At 40.6% G+C, this 17,144-nt stretch carries 17 protein-coding genes; all 17 read left to right on the top strand.

From position 1 onward, the window contains the following. Positions 1-5 precede the first annotated feature (5 nt). The 17 genes from ACTRWE_RS03130 (at position 6) to ACTRWE_RS03050 (ending at position 17,137) form a co-directional block, all read left to right on the top strand. Positions 6-3,170, top strand: coding sequence for an efflux RND transporter permease subunit (locus tag ACTRWE_RS03130; RefSeq protein ID WP_462879475.1), 3,165 nt, complete (start codon positions 6-8; stop codon positions 3,168-3,170). Positions 3,171-3,258: 88 nt separating this feature from the next. Then, the gene (locus tag ACTRWE_RS03125; RefSeq protein WP_232311327.1) at positions 3,259-3,870 is read left to right on the top strand and encodes a PepSY domain-containing protein; all 612 of its coding nucleotides are present in this window, start codon (positions 3,259-3,261) and stop codon (positions 3,868-3,870) included. Next, a complete protein-coding gene (locus ACTRWE_RS03120; protein ID WP_024596190.1) occupies positions 3,870-5,702 on the top strand; it encodes a 2Fe-2S iron-sulfur cluster-binding protein in 1,833 nt (610 codons plus the stop codon). The genes ACTRWE_RS03125 and ACTRWE_RS03120 overlap by 1 nt, the downstream gene beginning before the upstream one ends. 24 nt (positions 5,703-5,726) lie before the next feature. After that, positions 5,727-6,074 carry a copper resistance CopC family protein gene (locus ACTRWE_RS03115; protein ID WP_004589258.1) on the top strand — a complete coding sequence of 116 codons (348 nt, stop codon included), beginning with the start codon at positions 5,727-5,729 and terminating at the stop codon, positions 6,072-6,074. 19 nt (positions 6,075-6,093) lie between these two features. After that, positions 6,094-6,981 carry a copper resistance D family protein gene (locus tag ACTRWE_RS03110; protein ID WP_024596191.1) on the top strand — a complete coding sequence of 296 codons (888 nt, stop codon included), beginning with the start codon at positions 6,094-6,096 and terminating at the stop codon, positions 6,979-6,981. A 15-nt stretch (positions 6,982-6,996) separates the two neighbouring features. Then, a complete protein-coding gene (locus ACTRWE_RS03105; protein ID WP_462879474.1) occupies positions 6,997-7,467 on the top strand; it encodes a YybH family protein in 471 nt (156 codons plus the stop codon). A gap of 27 nt (positions 7,468-7,494) precedes the next feature. Beyond that, the gene (locus ACTRWE_RS03100; protein ID WP_138686577.1) at positions 7,495-9,333 is read left to right on the top strand and encodes a copper resistance system multicopper oxidase; all 1,839 of its coding nucleotides are present in this window, start codon (positions 7,495-7,497) and stop codon (positions 9,331-9,333) included. After that, positions 9,330-10,205: a copper resistance protein B gene (locus ACTRWE_RS03095; protein WP_008109642.1), complete on the top strand. Its 876-nt coding sequence runs from the start codon at positions 9,330-9,332 to the stop codon at positions 10,203-10,205. The genes ACTRWE_RS03100 and ACTRWE_RS03095 overlap by 4 nt, the downstream gene beginning before the upstream one ends. Next, positions 10,196-10,891 carry a heparan-alpha-glucosaminide N-acetyltransferase gene (locus ACTRWE_RS03090; protein ID WP_259413530.1) on the top strand — a complete coding sequence of 232 codons (696 nt, stop codon included), beginning with the start codon at positions 10,196-10,198 and terminating at the stop codon, positions 10,889-10,891. The genes ACTRWE_RS03095 and ACTRWE_RS03090 overlap by 10 nt, the downstream gene beginning before the upstream one ends. Further along, positions 10,879-11,730: a formyltransferase family protein gene (locus tag ACTRWE_RS03085; RefSeq protein WP_238529425.1), complete on the top strand. Its 852-nt coding sequence runs from the start codon at positions 10,879-10,881 to the stop codon at positions 11,728-11,730. Before ACTRWE_RS03090 ends, ACTRWE_RS03085 begins: the two co-directional genes overlap by 13 nt. Before the next feature lie 147 nt (positions 11,731-11,877). Then, positions 11,878-12,300 (top strand): hypothetical protein, encoded by a 423-nt coding sequence (locus ACTRWE_RS03080; protein WP_138739853.1) that lies wholly within the window; start codon positions 11,878-11,880, stop codon positions 12,298-12,300. A gap of 304 nt (positions 12,301-12,604) precedes the next feature. Further along, positions 12,605-13,018, top strand: a complete 414-nt coding sequence (locus tag ACTRWE_RS03075) for a MerR family transcriptional regulator (protein WP_008109656.1) — start codon at positions 12,605-12,607, stop codon at positions 13,016-13,018. A 101-nt stretch (positions 13,019-13,119) separates the two neighbouring features. Beyond that, positions 13,120-15,363, top strand: coding sequence for a heavy metal translocating P-type ATPase (locus ACTRWE_RS03070; RefSeq protein WP_462879473.1), 2,244 nt, complete (start codon positions 13,120-13,122; stop codon positions 15,361-15,363). An 11-nt stretch (positions 15,364-15,374) separates the two neighbouring features. Next, a complete protein-coding gene (locus tag ACTRWE_RS03065) occupies positions 15,375-15,728 on the top strand; it encodes a cupredoxin domain-containing protein (RefSeq protein ID WP_004589267.1) in 354 nt (117 codons plus the stop codon). A 9-nt stretch (positions 15,729-15,737) separates the two neighbouring features. Then, positions 15,738-16,073 carry a DUF2933 domain-containing protein gene (locus ACTRWE_RS03060; protein ID WP_008467859.1) on the top strand — a complete coding sequence of 112 codons (336 nt, stop codon included), beginning with the start codon at positions 15,738-15,740 and terminating at the stop codon, positions 16,071-16,073. After that, entirely contained in the window at positions 16,066-16,731 is a 666-nt protein-coding gene (locus ACTRWE_RS03055) for a methyltransferase family protein (protein WP_010558024.1), read from the top strand. Before ACTRWE_RS03060 ends, ACTRWE_RS03055 begins: the two co-directional genes overlap by 8 nt. Then, positions 16,715-17,137, top strand: coding sequence for a hypothetical protein (locus tag ACTRWE_RS03050; protein WP_008467863.1), 423 nt, complete (start codon positions 16,715-16,717; stop codon positions 17,135-17,137). The genes ACTRWE_RS03055 and ACTRWE_RS03050 overlap by 17 nt, the downstream gene beginning before the upstream one ends. Positions 17,138-17,144 lie beyond the last annotated feature (7 nt).

The raw sequence follows: 17,144 nt of genomic DNA, 5'->3' as shown, positions 1-17,144 counted from the left end.
AAATAATGATTGAATCAATTATTAGATGGTCAATTGGCAATCGTTTCTTTGTTATCTTAGCTACCTTAATTTTGATTGGTGGTGGGCTATTTTCAATAAAGAATACGCCTGTTGATGCACTACCAGATTTATCTGACGTTCAAGTAATAATTAAAACGAATTACCCCGGTCAGGCACCGCAAGTTGTTCAAGATCAGGTTACTTATCCACTGACAACTGCAATGTTGTCTGTTCCCGGCGCTGTTACTGTTCGTGGCTATTCATTTTTTGGTGACTCATTTGTTTACGTCATCTTTGACGAAGACACTGACTTATATTGGGCAAGGAGCAGAGTACTTGAATATTTAAGTCAAGTAGCCCCTTCACTACCCGCTAGTGCGCGTCCACAACTAGGGCCAGATGCGACAGGTGTTGGCTGGGTTTACCTATATTCTCTTGTAGATAAAACGGGCAACTTGGATATTAGCCAATTGCGTAGTATTCAAGATTGGTTCTTAAAATATGAATTGCAAACTGTCCCCGGAGTGTCAGAGGTTGCTGCCGTTGGTGGAATGGTTAAACAATATCAAGTACAAGTCGATCCCGATAAGTTAAGAGCCTACGGTATACCACTTAGTCACATTCAAATGGCCCTTAAACGTGGTAACCAAGAAACAGGTGCCTCTGTTGTTGAAATGGCTGAAGCAGAGTACATGGTTACCGCTACTGGCTATATCAAAAGTATTTCAGATATAGAGTTGATCCCTCTCGGTGTGAACGAACAAGGAACGCCGCTTACTATTGGCGATGTGGCAGAAGTTAACTTAGGTCCACAAATGAGACGGGGCATCGCTGAACTTAATGGTGAAGGAGAAGTTGTTGGTGGTGTGGTTGTTATGCGCTTTGGTGAAAACGCACAAAAAACCATTGATGGAGTAAAAGCCAAATTAGAAGAGTTAAAAAAAGGTTTACCCGAAGGAGTTGAAATAGTTACGGTTTATGATCGCTCTGGCTTAATAGAAGAGGCGGTAGAAAACCTATGGAGTAAATTGCTCGAAGAGCTTGCTGTCGTCGCGATTGTATGTGTTGCATTTCTGTTTCATTTGCGATCTTCGATTGTTGCACTTGTCACTCTACCTATTGGCATCTTAGCTTCATTTATCATCATGCATATGCAAGGTATCAATGCGAATATTATGTCATTAGGTGGTATCGCTATTGCAATTGGTGCGATGACAGATGGCGCAATAGTGATGATTGAAAATATGCATAAACATATGGAAAAGACACCGCTAACAGATGAAAATCGTTGGCAAATAGTCTCAAAGGCGGCATGTGAAGTCGGTCCTGCATTATTCTTTAGTTTGCTCATCATTACAGTCTCATTCTTGCCTGTATTTATTTTGGAAGCGCAAGAAGGAAGAATGTTCTCTCCTCTTGCTTACACAAAAACATATGCAATGGCTGCATCAGCAGGCTTAGCGATAACATTGGTGCCTGTATTAATGGGGTACTTTATTCGAGGCAAAATTGTTTCAGAAAAGAAAAATCCGTTAAACCGATTGCTAATTGCTATTTACATGCCTGTTTTAAAGCAAGTAATGAAGTTTCCAAAATCGACAATTATAGCAGCAATATTAGTGACTATCGTCGGTTTTTGGCCTGTTGATAAGATTGGTAGCGAGTTTATTCCTCCTCTAGATGAAGGAGATTTAATGTACATGCCGACTACATATCCGGGGCTCTCTATTGGTAAGGCAAGAGAGATTCTACAGCAAACCGACAAGCTAATTAAAACAGTGCCTGAAGTTGAAACTGTATTTGGTAAGATCGGAAGAGCTGAATCTGCAACTGACCCTGCACCGTTAACTATGATTGAAACCTTCATTCAGTTGAAGCCTCAAGAAGAGTGGCGTGAGGGAGTTACAACAGAATCGTTAAAAGCTGAGTTTGATAAGTTGGTTAAGTTTCCGGGCTTGACGAATGCTTGGGTTATGCCAATCAAGACCCGAATCGACATGTTAGCAACAGGCATAAAAACGCCTGTGGGTATTAAAGTCGCCGGACCAGAGCTTGATGTGATTCAGGAAATCGGCCAACAAATAGAGCAAATTTTACCCGAAGTTACAGGCACAGCATCAGTTTACTCAGAGCGAGTTGCAGGTGGACGATATATCAAGGTTGATATTTCACGCGATAAGGCAAGTCGCTTTGGGTTAAACATCGAAGATGTTCAACAAGTGGTTTCTACAGCTATTGGTGGTATGAACGTTACCCAAACGGTAGAAGGTCAAGAGCGTTACCCTGTTAACTTACGCTATCCGCAAGACTATCGAGACTCTCCTGAGCAGCTATCACGATTACCTGTTGTAACACCAAGTGGTCAACGCATTGCACTAGGTGATGTCGCAGATATTCGAGTTGAGAACGGTCCGCCGGGAATTAAGAGTGAAAATGCTCGTTTAAATGGCTGGACGTTTATCGATATAGACGGTGTTGACGTAGGTACTTATGTTGAAAGTGCAAAAATACACTTGGCTAATAATCTAAAACTACCAGCAGGTTATTCAATTACTTGGGCTGGGCAATACGAATATATGGAAAGAGCGAAAGAAAAGCTCACCTATGTATTGCCTTTAACACTCGCCATTATTGTTATTCTACTTTACTTAAACTTCAGAGCGTTTAGTGAGGTGGCTATCATTATCGTTACCTTGCCGATGGCGATGATTGGTGGCTTATGGTTGATGTATCTGGAAGGGTTTAACTTCTCTGTGGCTGTTGGCGTGGGCTTTATTGCTCTAGCTGGGGTAGCGGTTGAGATTGGTGTGATAATGTTGGTCTATCTCAATCAGGCACTTGCTGAGCTTAAGGAAAAAGCTGAAGAGCGAGCTGAACTCATCTCAGAAGATGAATATCAAGATGCCTTATTGCACGGTGCTGGATTACGTGTTCGTCCTGTAATGATGACAGTAGCGACAATCATTATCGGCCTAATGCCTATTTTATATGGTACAGGAACAGGTTCGGAGATTATGAGTCGTATTGCTGCACCAATGGTAGGTGGGATGACAAGTGCAGTCCTGCTAACTCTAATTGTGCTCCCAGTAATTTACTCAATCGTTAAAAAGCCAGAATTAAACGCCTTTAACAAGGAGCTTTCTAAGGCGGAGCTAAAAAGTAATGCTTAGCACGGCTAGAAAATATCACAAATGGCTAATGGCATTTGTCGGAATACAATTCCTCTTCTGGTCTATTACAGGCGTGTATATGGTGACTATGGATATTCACTATATACACGGCGAAACCTTGGCTAAGAGTGAGGAAGCCAAAATAGATTTAGCAAGTATGGATTACTCCATTGTAAAGCTAGCTGCGGATTATCCTAAAGCTAGCCAAGTTACACTTACTCAAAGTATGGGCCGTCCTTTGTATTCTTTTATTAATGGAGAAAATGGAAAAGTAGCAATAGATGCTAAAACTGGAGCTGTTCAGGCACTTGTAGATGAAATCAAGGCTAAAGAAATCGCACAATACCATTATGCGCTGAATCATCAAATCGACAGCGTAAGGTTGATTAAGTCAGCGACAAACTTGCCTGCTGAGTTGTCCCCAAGGCATTTACCTGTTTGGAGAGTGACGTTTGAGCAATTCTCCACACCGACATTTTATATAAGTCAACAAACAGGATCACTTGTTGCCAAGCGTCATGATTACTGGCGATTGTTTGATTGGATGTGGCGGTTCCACATTATGGATTACTATGATGGAGAAAACGTATCTAACTGGTTTTTGTTCTTGGTCGCAACTCTAGGTCTAATGGGAGCAATTACTGGCGCAGTATTGACTTATTACCGAGTGCTTTCCCCAAATAAAAAGGGAGTCATTTGATGCGACTATTTAAGTTAAATACAACGATACACAAGTGGCTTTCTTTATTTGTTGGTTTACAACTGCTTATTTGGTTGGGAACGGGCCTTTACTTCAATTTGATGGATCACAGTAAAGCCAGTGGTAATGAACTTAGAGTTCATTCTCATCATGAAGGTAGCATTACAGGCTTTGACCTATTCCCTATTAAAGACATTACTAGTAATGCTCCGCAGGAAGTAAACCTTATATGGGTTTTACATCAGCCTTACTATCATTTTGTGTTCGATAAGGGGCAGCATAGCTATCAAGAACGCCACTCAAAGCTATTTGATGCTGTAACAGGAAAGCCATTTAATTTGTCTGAAGAACAAGTACTAACTTTGGCAAAAAACTCCTACTCAGGACAGGGTAAGTTAACTACTCCAGTGTTATCTCAACCTCCGTTTTCTGATCACGTAAGGCAGCAAAATCCTATGTGGCAAGTTGCCGTTGAGGATGAGAACAATACAACTATTTATTTAGATAGTATTACAGGTCAAGTACTTCGCCATGCCAATGATGATTTCAGATTGAAAGATCTGATGATGAAGCTTCACTTTATGGACTATGGCAATTCTGGAGGATTTAACCATTGGTTGATCATTGCATTTGCTTTTGCAACGCTATTCCTTTCAATTACTGGTGTTACTTGGCTGATACAACAGTATCGAAGTGGTTTACTGAAGCTAGGTTGGGGCACTAACAGGCAAAAAGTGGCAGTGACGTTTTCCAATGAAAATACTATTACTGACATCTCAGCAGTTGGTCGCTCAACTGTACTAGAAGGGCTAGCTAGTTCACATGTATACCTTCCTTCAGGTTGCGGTGGTGGCGGTACTTGTGGCAAATGCGTGTTCTTAAGTTCAACTAAATTACCTATCACACTATCTGAACAGGAACATTTATCTCAGGAGCAACTTAAGGAAGGTTATCGGCTTGGATGTCAGCATAGGTTCTCTGAAATTAGTTCGATTGAAGTTAATACTGATCGCAATATTGAAAATCATGAGCTAGTTGTGGTTGCGACTAATTTCATTACTCCTTTTATCAAGGAAGTGAAATTTAAGCTGAAATCAGGCAAACAGTTGGCATTTAAAGCTGGTGCATATATGCAATTTGATGTGCCAGCAGGGATGAATAGCTTACGTCCAGATGATATGCCAGAGTGCTATGAAAAATACTGGGATAGCTACTATCATGGAAAATTTTCTCATAACGGTGTAACTCGCCACTACTCATTAGTTAACTTTGACGAGGAGTCTGATGAGTTAATGTTTAATATCCGTTGGCAGACCGCAAAGAATGGTTTTAAAGCAGGAATAGGTTCAAGTTATTTAGGTTCACTCCAAGTAGGTGAAACGATAACTGCAAAAGGCCCTTTTTCTGATTTTTATGCCACTTCAAATAAAAAAGTTAGTCGCGTGTTTATTGGTGCGGGTTCAGGACTTGCACCACTGAGGTCTATTATTTTTGAACAGTTGAAAAAGCATAAAGATAAAAGTGGTTTGACTCTTATCTATGGTGCGCGAACTGAAGATGACTTGCTATACCATAATGAATTGAAGTCACTGAGTGAGAAGCATAAAAACTTCTCTTATATTCCTACTCTTTCTAATCCTTCAGAAGAATGGCAAGGGCACTCAGGCTATGTTCAAAAAGTACTTCTGCCGTATATGAACCAAAAATCAGAACTGCTTTTGGCTGAGTTTTACTTGTGCGGTCCAGAAGCAATGATGAGTGAAGTGGAAAAAATAATTACAGATGCTGGGATTCCAAGTAATCAAATTTTCAAAGATAAATTTAGTCGTTAATCCATTAAATAAATAGAGGTATATATGAAAACATTAATTAAATTTTTAACCGTAATCAGTGTCGTTTTTAGTAGTGCGGTATTTGCGCATGTGCATCTTGAAAAAAGTGTGCCTGCTGATAATGCAATGCTAATGAATCCTCCAGAAGAGTTAACTTTGGTGTTCACCAAAGAGGTACGGGTTGTAAAAGTTTCATTGGCCAATAAACAAGGCGAAGAATTTAAATTTGGATTCGAGCCTTCTAAAGTCGCTACTAGCAAATTTACATGGAAACTACCTAAATTAGCTCCTGCAAACTATGCTGTGGATGTAACCTTCTTAGGTAACGATGGTCATAAAATGAAACATAGCTTCGGCTTTATGGTTCACTAAAATAGGCGGTGTGATTGATATGGAAATGTATATCTGGAATACAGTCATTGTACTGTCAAAAATTGTATTTTACGTCGGCTTTGCCTGTATTGCTGGTTATACATTTTTCAGGCAAATATTTGAGAATAATGAATCTCATACTAATGCTGTAATAGCGAATTTAACGTGGACAAGAACTTATATAGTTATGGCTTTGATCGCTAATATTACTTGGTTCTTTGCCAGTACTGGTGCAATGGCAGAAGAGGGAATTCAGGGGGCGATAGACGCTGATATATTGGCTATTATGTGGGACTCCTCTGTCGGCACTGGAGCTTTGCTTCGAGCGCTTGGGCTAGTTACCGCAATAATCGCTTTAGCTTTAAGGTTCAAACTCGCTGTGAACTCGTACTTAAAACAAAGCGCTTTAATGTTGAGTTTATTAATCCTTGCATACTCATTCACGTTACTGGGTCATATTTCTGAGTTAGGCACAATTGAAAAAGGCTTGCTTATTTTGCATGTGCTCGTTATGGCATGGTGGTTTGGGGCGTTATTGCCACTAAAACAGGCTTGCCATCAGCTAAGTTATGCAGAACTTCATTTGCTGATGGAAAGCTTTGGCAAACAAGCAAGTTTTACATTGAGCCTATTGTTGGTAGCAGGCCTCTGGCTCGTGATTCAATTGGTCGGAAGTCTTGATGCACTAATAAGCTCAAGTTACGGACAAACACTGTTGTTTAAATTGGCCCTTGTAGTGTCTATTTTGGCACTTGCTGCTAAACATAAACTAATACTCGTTCCACAACTTAAAAATAGTCAAGGCAGAGAGGCTTTATCTAAATCTATCTCGATAGAAATGGTAGTAGCTTTTGCCATTTTATCTGTAACGGCTGGGCTTACTAGTGTTGTTGGCCCTGCAAATTAAAACCTAAAAGAGAAAATGAAAATGAAAACAATAAATATCCTACTCGTTTTATTAATGACGTTTAGTTTCGCAGCAAACGCTCATGGTGATAAGAATAAAGACAAAGGATTGTTTAAAGGTGTAGATACACCAGCCGCAAAAGTTGTTTTGGCATTTCATCAAGCACTTGAAACTGGCAATCAAAAACAGGCTAGAGCGCAGTTAGCGGATGATGTCATCATTTTCGAGGGAGGCCGCGTTGAAAGGAGCGCTGATGAATATGCTCATCATCATATGTTGTCGGATATGAAGTATTTAGCAGCGATGAAGAGCGACACACTTGAACATCAAGTGACGATACTTGGAAATACCGCTATCTCTGCGTCGCGTAGTCAAACTACAGGTACTCATAAAGGTGTTGAACGCGATTATCAAGGCATGGAAACAATGGTTCTCGAAAAGCAAAATGGTGAATGGAAGATTAAGCACATTCATTGGTCACATTAATTTATTGGTTAAATAACGGAGTACAAAATGAGAATTAAAAATCCATTACATCAAGTTTCTACGCCACGTAGACGCTTTGTACAAGGTGTAATTGCTGGCGGTGTATTAGCTGCTTTTCCAAGTGTTCTTCATGCAGCTTCATCTTTGATTGCTGGAACTTCAACAGGTACTGCGCCCGAACTAAGTGGAGAAGTAATAGATTTAGTGATAGATGAGTCACCCGTAAACTTCACAGGTGTTGTAAGAATGGCTACAACAATCAATGGCTCAATACCAGCTCCTACCTTGCGCCTCAGAGAAGGTGATGACGTTACTATCAGGGTAACTAATAAATTATCAGTGCCGAGTTCAATTCATTGGCATGGGATCATTCTTCCGTATCAAATGGATGGTGTACCGGGCATTAGCTTTAAAGGCATTATGCCTGGCGAAACGTTTGTTTATAAATTTAAGTTACAACAAAGCGGTACTTATTGGTATCACTCACACAGTGGCTTTCAAGAAATGACAGGTATGTACGGCGCATTAATTATTGAGCCAAGAGAAAAGGATATTATTAGTGCTGACAATGAGCATGTCATCCTATTGTCTGATTGGACTGATGATGACCCAATGGAGTTATTCCGTAAATTAAAAATTCAGGGGGATGTGTTTAACTTTAATCAGCCCACTGTACCTGAGTTTTTTGATGACATAGCAACAAGCGGCGTTGCTAATGCACTTCAACGACGTGAAATGTGGAACCAGATGCGAATGAGTCCAACCGATTTAGCTGATTTATCGGCTTCGGCAATGACCTATTTAATGAATGGTACTGCGCCAATGGCTAATTGGCGTGGGCTGTTTAAAGCGGGCGAAAAAGTACGTTTAAGATTTATTAATGGCTCAAGTAACACCTTTTTTGATGTACGTATCCCAGAGTTAAAATTAACTGTGGTACAAGCAGATGGACAAAATGTTGAACCCGTTACCGTAGATGAGTTTCGCTTTGGTCCAGGTGAAACCTACGATGTGGTTGTTGAGCCTAAAAATGACGCATACACAATTTTTGCACAAAGCATGGACCGCTCAGGTTATGCCAAAGGGACTTTGTCTGTCGCTGCTAATATTGATGCGCCAGTGCCTGCACTTGACCCAGTTGAGTGGTTAGCAATGCGGGATATGATGGGCAATATGGATCACTCTGCTATGCCTGGAATGGATCACAGCGCTATGGGCCACGCTAGCATGGACAAAACCAGTATGGATCAGGGGGCAATGGATCATAGCACAATGGACCACGGTGCAATGGCAATGGACCATAGTAAGCATAATATGGGTAAAAACCCACTGGCTGTTCCAAGTCAGAAAGTTCGCCACGCTAAAACAGAATATGGCGCCTCAATTGATCAGCGCGTTGATACGCCACGCACAAACTTAGACGATCCTGGTGTTGGGCTGCGCAATAACGGCCGTCGAGTTTTAACACTTGCAGATTTACGCTCTCTTGATGGCATAGTTGACCACCAAGCACCCGAAGCCGAAATTGAGCTGCATTTAACCGGCAACATGGAACGCTACAGCTGGTCTTTTGATGGCTTAGAGTTTGGTAAAAGTACCCCTGTGCATATGAAGCATAATCAGCGGGTACGAGTTATTTTACAAAACGATACCATGATGACACACCCTATGCATTTACATGGTATGTGGAGCGACTTGGAGAACGATCAAGGCGATGTGTTAGTTCGCCGCCATACCATAATGGTACAGCCCGCCCAAAGAATTAGCTTTTTAACTACGCCACATGATCTTGGTCGTTGGGCTTGGCATTGTCATTTACTGTTTCATATGGATGCAGGTATGTTTAGAGAGGTGGTTGTATCATGAGAAATTTAACCTTATCAACAGTACTTACTAGTGCACTATTAATTAGCGCACCGTTATTGAGCCTGAATGTGTTTGCTCAAACTGAAATGGGCGACATGTCTGGCGATATGGCGGGCGATAAAATGCAGCCGCAAGGCGGCGATGCCCCTAAAAATGCTCGCGATCCACACGCTTATGCTAATGGCACAACCTTAACGCAAGGGCCATATGCTTTAGCAGATGGCGAGCGCTTAACCCTTGCAGATGAGTATAAGTTTTACGCTATTTTAGGTGATCGCCTTGAGTATAACGAACAAGCCGATGCTGCTGTTTTCGATTTACAAGCTTGGTACGGCACCACCTTTAATCGATTAGTGATAAAAACCGAGGGCGATGTTAGTTATGGCAAGCTTGAAGAAAATCAAACTGATATTTTATGGGGTCATGCAATTTCGGCTTATTGGGATACGCAAGTCGGTATTCGCTACGATTATTATAAAGAAGGCAAAAACCGTCAATGGTTAGCGTTTGGTATTCAAGGCTTAGCACCTTATTGGTTTGAGCTTGATATGACAGCGTATGTAGGTGAGAGCGGCAATACAGCATTTACAGCACAAGCTGAATATGAGCTGCTTTTAACACAAAGGCTCATTATACAGCCTCGTGCTGAAATAACATTTTATGGTAAAGACGATGAACAAAATGAGCTAGGCAGTGGGCTATCTAGTACTGCTATTGGCGTTAGGGTTCGTTATGAATTTACTCGCCAATTTGCACCTTATGTAGGTGTAGAGTGGACTAATAAATTTGGTAGCACAGCAGATTACGCCAAGCTAAACGAGCAGAGCAGCAACGATACTGAGTTTGTTGCCGGTTTAAGATTTTGGTTTTAATACGAAGAAATAACTACATTGATTTAATGAGAGCTACCGCAATTATATTGATGGTAGCTTTTCATTTTGTCTGGGATTTAAACTATTTTGGTTATATTAGAACAGACATACCTAACGGCTTTTTCTGGAAAGAGCTAAGAGCAATAATTGTAAGTTTGTTCTTGTTTTCTGTTGGTGCCAGTCTGGTTTATTCCTATCAAGGTGGTATATCAGCGAAGAAATTAGCTTGGCGAACGGTTAAGATATCTAGTGCTGCGTTACTAGTGACTTTATCCTCACTATTTACCTTGCCAGAACATTGGATTTACTTTGGTATTTTACACTTCATAGCAGTTGCAACACTTCTATTAGTTTGGTTGGTGGGGAAACCTAAACTTGCTTTGCTGCTATCTTTATTTATTTTTAGCGCATACATAGCGATAGAAATACCGTGGAATTGGCCTTTTAGCTATATTGAACAATATATTTCAAAACATCCTAGTGACTTGGTTACTCTTTTTCCTTGGTTGGCTTTGCCCTTGCTCGGTATCTGGGCTGCAAATTTCCGAATCTTTCGTCTGGCTCCCGCCAATCAACATGCGATAAACCCTTATTTGACATTGCTTAGTCAACACTCTTTACTGATTTATTTACTTCACCAACCTTTGCTTTTTGCTGGCTTTAGCGCTATCGAATGGATCAATTGAATATGAAAGTCCTCTATTTCGGAAATAATCTCTTTTCAAACTGTTTAACATTTATGGTTAACCAAGGCTTTAGTGTTGAAGCTGTTTATATTAATGATGTAGAGGAAAACGCAAGTATCGTTAAACGAATTTGTGGCATACATAAGATAATGACACATTCTTTAAGACCGACTAAAGAAGAACTTGATGAATATATAAAATCTGGAGTAACTCTTTTTGTCGTTGCTGACTATGGATATAGACTGCCCATAACAGATATAAAATATGCCTTTAATATTCATCCCTCACTTTTACCTAAAGGTAGAGGCCCTACGCCATTAACTTACATTGTGGATCTACCAGAATTTGCAGGTGTAAGCATACACAAAATCACATATATGCTTGATGGCGGAGATATCTTACTCCAAGAACAATTTGAAGTAGGACAAAATGAATCCATTTCCTCCTTAATGGTGAAGTCAAGCTTACTTGCGGAATCTTTACTGCAAACCTTGTTAAATGATCTCGAAACTATCTATGAGAGTGCTACGCCACAACAAAAACGATTAGCTACTTATTGGAAGCAACCTAGTATAGAAAGGAGAATCATGTCGTGGCTCAATGATACTCAACAATTTAGGCAAGCAATACGTCAATATGGGCATTTTGGCATCTTAATAACAATTTATGAAGAGCTTTTTATTGTCAGCCAATTAGAGGTGGCCGATTTCAAACATGACTACAAGCTAGGCAGCATAATTTTTGAAGACCAAGCGCTGATTAGTGTGGCTATGAATGGTGGCTTTGCTGTTGTTTTTAAAAGTTCTATGGTGCTAGTAAACTCAGCAGTACTAGAGTAATTCGTATATTAAAAGTGTGTATAAAATGTTTTGAAGCAGACTTTAAGGGCTAGGTTAGAACGTAGGTTTTAGTTCAAAGGTTGATCAAGATCATAAAATTATTTTTATAAAGTGGCTAATATTGTAGGTGCTAAAGAAGGAATGATAATGTTTGGACTTTTCAGGTGGTTTAAAATAGTAATAATAACTGTGTTGCTTACGCAGCATGGCTTTGCGATTGCTAAACCAATGAATTGTGAAGAGCATCATAATGGCTCATCCGACACGCATATTATACAACCAAGCAAAAATATGCATCATCAATCAATGATTGACAATAGTCACTATCACACTGAAAATTCGCAAGATTCTAAAAACCGTCATGGTGATGAAGACTGTGAAAAATGTAAAGCTGGTGATTGTGTTTGTTGTGAAGGCGGTTTTTGTACAAGCTTTCATTTAAATGCCTATCTTGTGGAAGCGCAAGACGAAGGTATTTGCAATATTCATTCTGAGCTAATTCTACAGCGTATACCCCTACCAAAATCTGGTATCCATCTCTTACTTTATCGTCCACCAATTATTGGCTAATCACGGGAACAGTGCGTCTTTTTTTCGCCACTCCCATCAAAATAGAATGATTTTTTCATTGGTTTAAATAACCAATTGTTTTGAACGATTAGTACGATATTTTGAAGGCACTATGAAAATGCTCAAACTATTGCCATTTACAGTACTTAATGCTGTCGATTTTGACCGAGATTTCTCTTTTACCAAAAAATTAGTTTTTAGCTTTTGCATTATTAATCACGAATAATCACTTGACCTGTGTCTTAGACACAGGTCTAAGCTGTAGGTGAGATTACAAACTTAGGTGAAGAACTAAGGAGTGAACATGAAAGTTGCAGAGCTGGCAAAAAGCCTTGGAACGACTGCTGATACGGTGCGCTATTACTCGCGATTGGGATTGTTAAAACCTGCCAAGTCAGTGAACGGCTACAAGTCATACTCGAATAAAGAAGTATCGAGACTTAAATTCATTTTAAGTGCCAGAAACCTTGGTTTTTCCGTTGTAGATATCAAGGAAATTATTAATGAATCTGAAGATGGTAAAAGTGCGTGCCCATTAGTCAGAAGCCTGATCAAAGAGCGGCTTGAAGAAACAGAAAAACAGTTTCAAGCAATGTTGGCACTTCGAGGAAAAATGTCTTCTGCGCTTTCTCGATGGGAAGAAATGGAAGACAAAGCACCGACTGCAAACATGGTTTGTCATCTCATCGAAAACTTTGAGCAAATTAAAAAAACATAGGAGGAAAAAGGGTGGCTACTAACACAAATATAAAAACTGAATCAGGCTGTTGCTGTCAGGCAAAAGCTCAATCCTCTTCGTGTAAAAGTAAGGAGAATACGTTGGAGAAAGTATCACATAACCAACAGCTTATCATTGAAGGCGCTGGGTGTGCTAGCTGTGTAGGCAAAATTGAAGGGGCATTAAATGCAACTCTTGGAGTCGTCAGTGCGGAAATGAATTTTGCTGATAGGACTGTAACAGTTTCTGGGACAGCTAAGACAGAAGAATTGGTCAAAGCTGTTGAGTCTGTGGGGTATAACGCGAAGCCAATTGATGATAGCTCGGCAACAGATGCGCTTGATGAGAAAGAGGCGGCTGATTGGGCATATTATAAGAAGCTAATGCGCGATACGTTTATTGCCCTTTCACTCGGCGTTCCTTTGATGATCTACAGCATTGTAGTTGGAGAAATGACGGTTGAAACAAACCTTGAACGAATTTCTTGGTTGGTTGTAGGCATTTTAACTTTTGGTGTTATGTATTTTTCAGGCAAGCATTTCTATGTAGGAGCATGGAAGAGCTTCAAAAATCATTCAGCCAATATGGACACCCTAATTGCTTTAGGAACAGGCACGGCTTGGTTGTATTCGATGGTTGTCGTGTTTGCACCTGACGCTGTTCCATTGATGGCACGGCATGTTTATTTTGAAGCTACCGCCATGATCATTGGCTTAATTGATTTAGGTTTAGCATTAGAAATCAAAGCCAGAGGTAAAACCTCTGAGGCCATTAAACGTCTTATCGGCTTGCAAGCCAAAACAGCAACCGTGGTTCGTGACAACAAAGAAGTTCAGATAGGTATTGAGCAGGTTTTATTTAACGATATTGTGAAGGTAAAACCGGGTGAAAAAATTCCCGTCGATGGCGTGGTATTGGAAGGACACACCTCTATTGATGAGTCCATGCTGACAGGCGAACCTATGCCTGCTGAAAAAGCTGAAGAAGATGAGGTTGTCGCAGGTACTTTGAACAAATCAGGCATGATTTTATTTAGAGCCACACGCGTTGGTAAAGACACGGCGCTTGCACAGATCATCAATATGGTGAAACGAGCACAAAATTCAAAACCGCCGATTGGCCGTTTGGCCGATGTTATTTCAGCTTTTTTCGTACCTGTCGTGATGATTACCTCTGTGTTAAGTGCGCTAGCATGGCTTAACTTTGGACCTGAGCCAGCCATTGCTTTTGCCATCGTTTCAGCAACTACTGTGCTTATTATTGCCTGCCCGTGTGCTTTAGGCTTGGCAACACCCATGTCTGTCATGGTGGGAGTAGGAAAAGCAGCAGAAGCCGGAGTGCTTATTCGCAACGGTGAGGCACTGCAAACCGCCTCTAAAATCACTGCCATGATTTTAGATAAAACGGGCACTATTACTGAAGGGGCACCTAAGGTAACCGATATTATTTTAGCAAAAGCTACTGACGAAAAAGACGTACTACAGCTTGCAGCAAGTTTAGAAAGCGGCTCAGAGCATCCTTTAGCGCAAGCGATTGTTGAAAGTGCGTTAGATCAGGATATTGAGTTACTAAAAATTGAAGCCTTTAACGCCATTACGGGTTTTGGTGTAGAAGCAAGCTGCAACAACAAAGCCCTGCTTTTCGGAAACGATAAACTAATGAAGTTAAAAGGCATAGACCTCACAGGCTTTGTTGAACAAGCACAGTCTTTAGCCAAAGAAGCCAAAACACCTATGTACTTTGCTGTAGATGGTGAACTTGCAGCAATCATTGCTGTTGCAGATCCTATCAAGTCAGACTCAATCTCTGCTATCAAACGGCTTCATGCTAATGGTATACGCGTCATCATGTTAACGGGTGATAACAAGGAAACCGCTGCCGCCGTAGCTAAAAAAGTGGGTATTAGTGAGTTTCTTGCTGAAGTGCTGCCAGAAGATAAAGCCAACAAGGTGAAAGAGCTACAAGAAGGCGGCGAAATTGTTGGTATGACAGGAGATGGCATCAACGATGCTCCTGCGCTAGCGTTAGCCGATGTTGGCTTCGCCATAGGCACAGGGACTGATGTAGCTATCGAAAGTGCTGACATTACCCTAATGCGTGGTTCACTTCATGGCCTTGCTGATGCCATAGCGGTAAGCAAAGCTACTTTACGAAATATCAAACAAAACTTGTTTGGCGCGTTTGTCTATAACGTAGCCGGGATTCCTTTTGCTGCGGGGGTTCTATATCCCTTCTTTGGCATTCTGCTTAGCCCTGTAATTGCAGGTGCTGCAATGGCGTTTTCGTCATTGACTGTAGTGTCAAATGCAAATCGACTTCGCTTTTTTAAAGCAAAAGAGCATTAAGGAGAATCACAATGATGGTTATTAACTTATTAGGCTTAATGTTAATCGCGCTGATTGTTTGGTGGTTTTGGCTATATAAACCCAATAAAACAATCGTTCAAGGTAATGAAGTACTCATTGAAGTGAGGGATGGTGTGTATTCCCCATCCTCAATTCAGGTGTCTGCTAGCCAACCTGTCACTCTGAAGTTTATGCGCAAAGATCAATCCCCCTGCGCTGAAACAATGCTTATTCCTTCATTGGATATAAGCGAACAGCTTAAATTAAATGAAATTACTCAAATTACCCTATTGAACTTATCACCGGGAGAGCATGAGTTTCACTGTCAGATGCAAATGTATCGCGGTGTCTTAAAAGTCGTTTAGGAGGGCAATATGAAAAATCAACACCCTAATTTTTGGTCAACACCTACAGGCTGGGCTGCACTGGCACTTATTGCCGCAGTGACCTACTTCTTAGTGCTTGAGCATGGTCAACATATGCTGCAATTTCTTCCCTACTTGATTTTATTGCTATGCCCCTTGATGCACGTATTTATGCATGGCAGTCATGGTAAACATGGTCACGATCATTCACATGCGCCTGATGAAAAAAAGGAAGAGAGCTTTCAAGAACTCACGGATAAAAATGCAGCCTATCGCGATGGCTACATACAAGGGTTAGAAAAGGCACGTAAGGAATCACATAAAAAGGAGAGCAGTGATGAATGAAACATATGATTATGACTTATGGTCAATGGTGATACTGAACTCAGCAATTTTTATCTTTTTTGCCTTTAGTTTTGTCAAACCAAAAACATCAACTGATTGGAGAAGTCTAAGCGCGTTCTCTGCCTTTATTGTTGCCCTATTTACTGAAATGTATGGCTTTCCTTTAACTATCTATTTTCTGTCGGGGTGGCTGACGGAGACCTATCCAGAAGTAAATTTCTTTGCGCATGAAAATGGGCATTTATTACATACTTTCTTTGGATTTCAAGGTGATGCCCATTGGGACCCATTTCATATAGTGAGTATGGTGTTAATTGTTGCAGGTTTCTTTATGTTGTCTTCAGCATGGAATGTATTGCATCACGCGCAAAAACATCATCAATTGGCTACAACTGGATGGTATGCAAGGTGTCGCCACCCACAGTATGTAGCTTTCATTCTAATCATGTTCGGCTTTTTATTGCAGTGGCCGACAATCCCAACACTTGCGATGTTTCCGATCTTAGTCGTTGTTTACGTCAAGCTAGCGAAACGCGAAGAAGCACAAGCGATTGCTGAGTTTGGTTCGGAGTACCACAGGTATATGGAATCGACACCAAGTTGGATCCCAAATTTTAATAAAAGTGTAGAAGGTAAAAATCATGAAAACGTTAACTAAATCAATTTTATTTATTAGTTCACTACTTATAACCACTAGCTCATTTGCCCAAAACAATGAGCATAAGCATGAAGGTGCGAACAAAGCTGATATGCATCAAGGCATGGCAATACCACATGAGAACATGGGAGAAATGCACAAAAAGATGATGGAAATGAAAAAGGAAGTCCATGCCATTAAAACTGAAAAAGATCCTGAAAAGCAACAGCAGATGATGGTTGAACATCACCGTTCAATGATGAAGATGATGCAATCCATGCACAAAAACATGGAAGAAATGCCAATGCATCAACAAATCAAGATGGCTGAACATCATTTAGAAATGATGGGGAACATGATGCCGCAGATGAACCGTAAAATGGAAGAAATGAAAGATAGCAATCAACAGCATTCACACAAACATTAGGAGAAAA

This window comes from Pseudoalteromonas sp. G5_S1_54_S4, from assembly GCF_054968565.1.
Note: the sequence above shows the minus strand (reverse complement) of the source record. Positions and strands in the feature narration are given on the sequence as shown.

Coding starts and splice junctions, on each gene's coding strand:
- ACTRWE_RS03120 (WP_024596190.1), top strand. CDS start 3,870: ATGCGACTATTTAAGTTAAATACAACGATACACAAGTGGCTTTCTTTA.
- ACTRWE_RS03115 (WP_004589258.1), top strand. CDS start 5,727: ATGAAAACATTAATTAAATTTTTAACCGTAATCAGTGTCGTTTTTAGT.
- ACTRWE_RS03130 (WP_462879475.1), top strand. CDS start 6: ATGATTGAATCAATTATTAGATGGTCAATTGGCAATCGTTTCTTTGTT.
- ACTRWE_RS03080 (WP_138739853.1), top strand. CDS start 11,878: ATGTTTGGACTTTTCAGGTGGTTTAAAATAGTAATAATAACTGTGTTG.
- ACTRWE_RS03065 (WP_004589267.1), top strand. CDS start 15,375: ATGATGGTTATTAACTTATTAGGCTTAATGTTAATCGCGCTGATTGTT.
- ACTRWE_RS03105 (WP_462879474.1), top strand. CDS start 6,997: ATGAAAATGAAAACAATAAATATCCTACTCGTTTTATTAATGACGTTT.
- ACTRWE_RS03085 (WP_238529425.1), top strand. CDS start 10,879: ATGGATCAATTGAATATGAAAGTCCTCTATTTCGGAAATAATCTCTTT.
- ACTRWE_RS03095 (WP_008109642.1), top strand. CDS start 9,330: ATGAGAAATTTAACCTTATCAACAGTACTTACTAGTGCACTATTAATT.
- ACTRWE_RS03110 (WP_024596191.1), top strand. CDS start 6,094: ATGGAAATGTATATCTGGAATACAGTCATTGTACTGTCAAAAATTGTA.
- ACTRWE_RS03100 (WP_138686577.1), top strand. CDS start 7,495: ATGAGAATTAAAAATCCATTACATCAAGTTTCTACGCCACGTAGACGC.
- ACTRWE_RS03060 (WP_008467859.1), top strand. CDS start 15,738: ATGAAAAATCAACACCCTAATTTTTGGTCAACACCTACAGGCTGGGCT.
- ACTRWE_RS03050 (WP_008467863.1), top strand. CDS start 16,715: ATGAAAACGTTAACTAAATCAATTTTATTTATTAGTTCACTACTTATA.
- ACTRWE_RS03125 (WP_232311327.1), top strand. CDS start 3,259: ATGGATATTCACTATATACACGGCGAAACCTTGGCTAAGAGTGAGGAA.
- ACTRWE_RS03055 (WP_010558024.1), top strand. CDS start 16,066: ATGAATGAAACATATGATTATGACTTATGGTCAATGGTGATACTGAAC.
- ACTRWE_RS03075 (WP_008109656.1), top strand. CDS start 12,605: ATGAAAGTTGCAGAGCTGGCAAAAAGCCTTGGAACGACTGCTGATACG.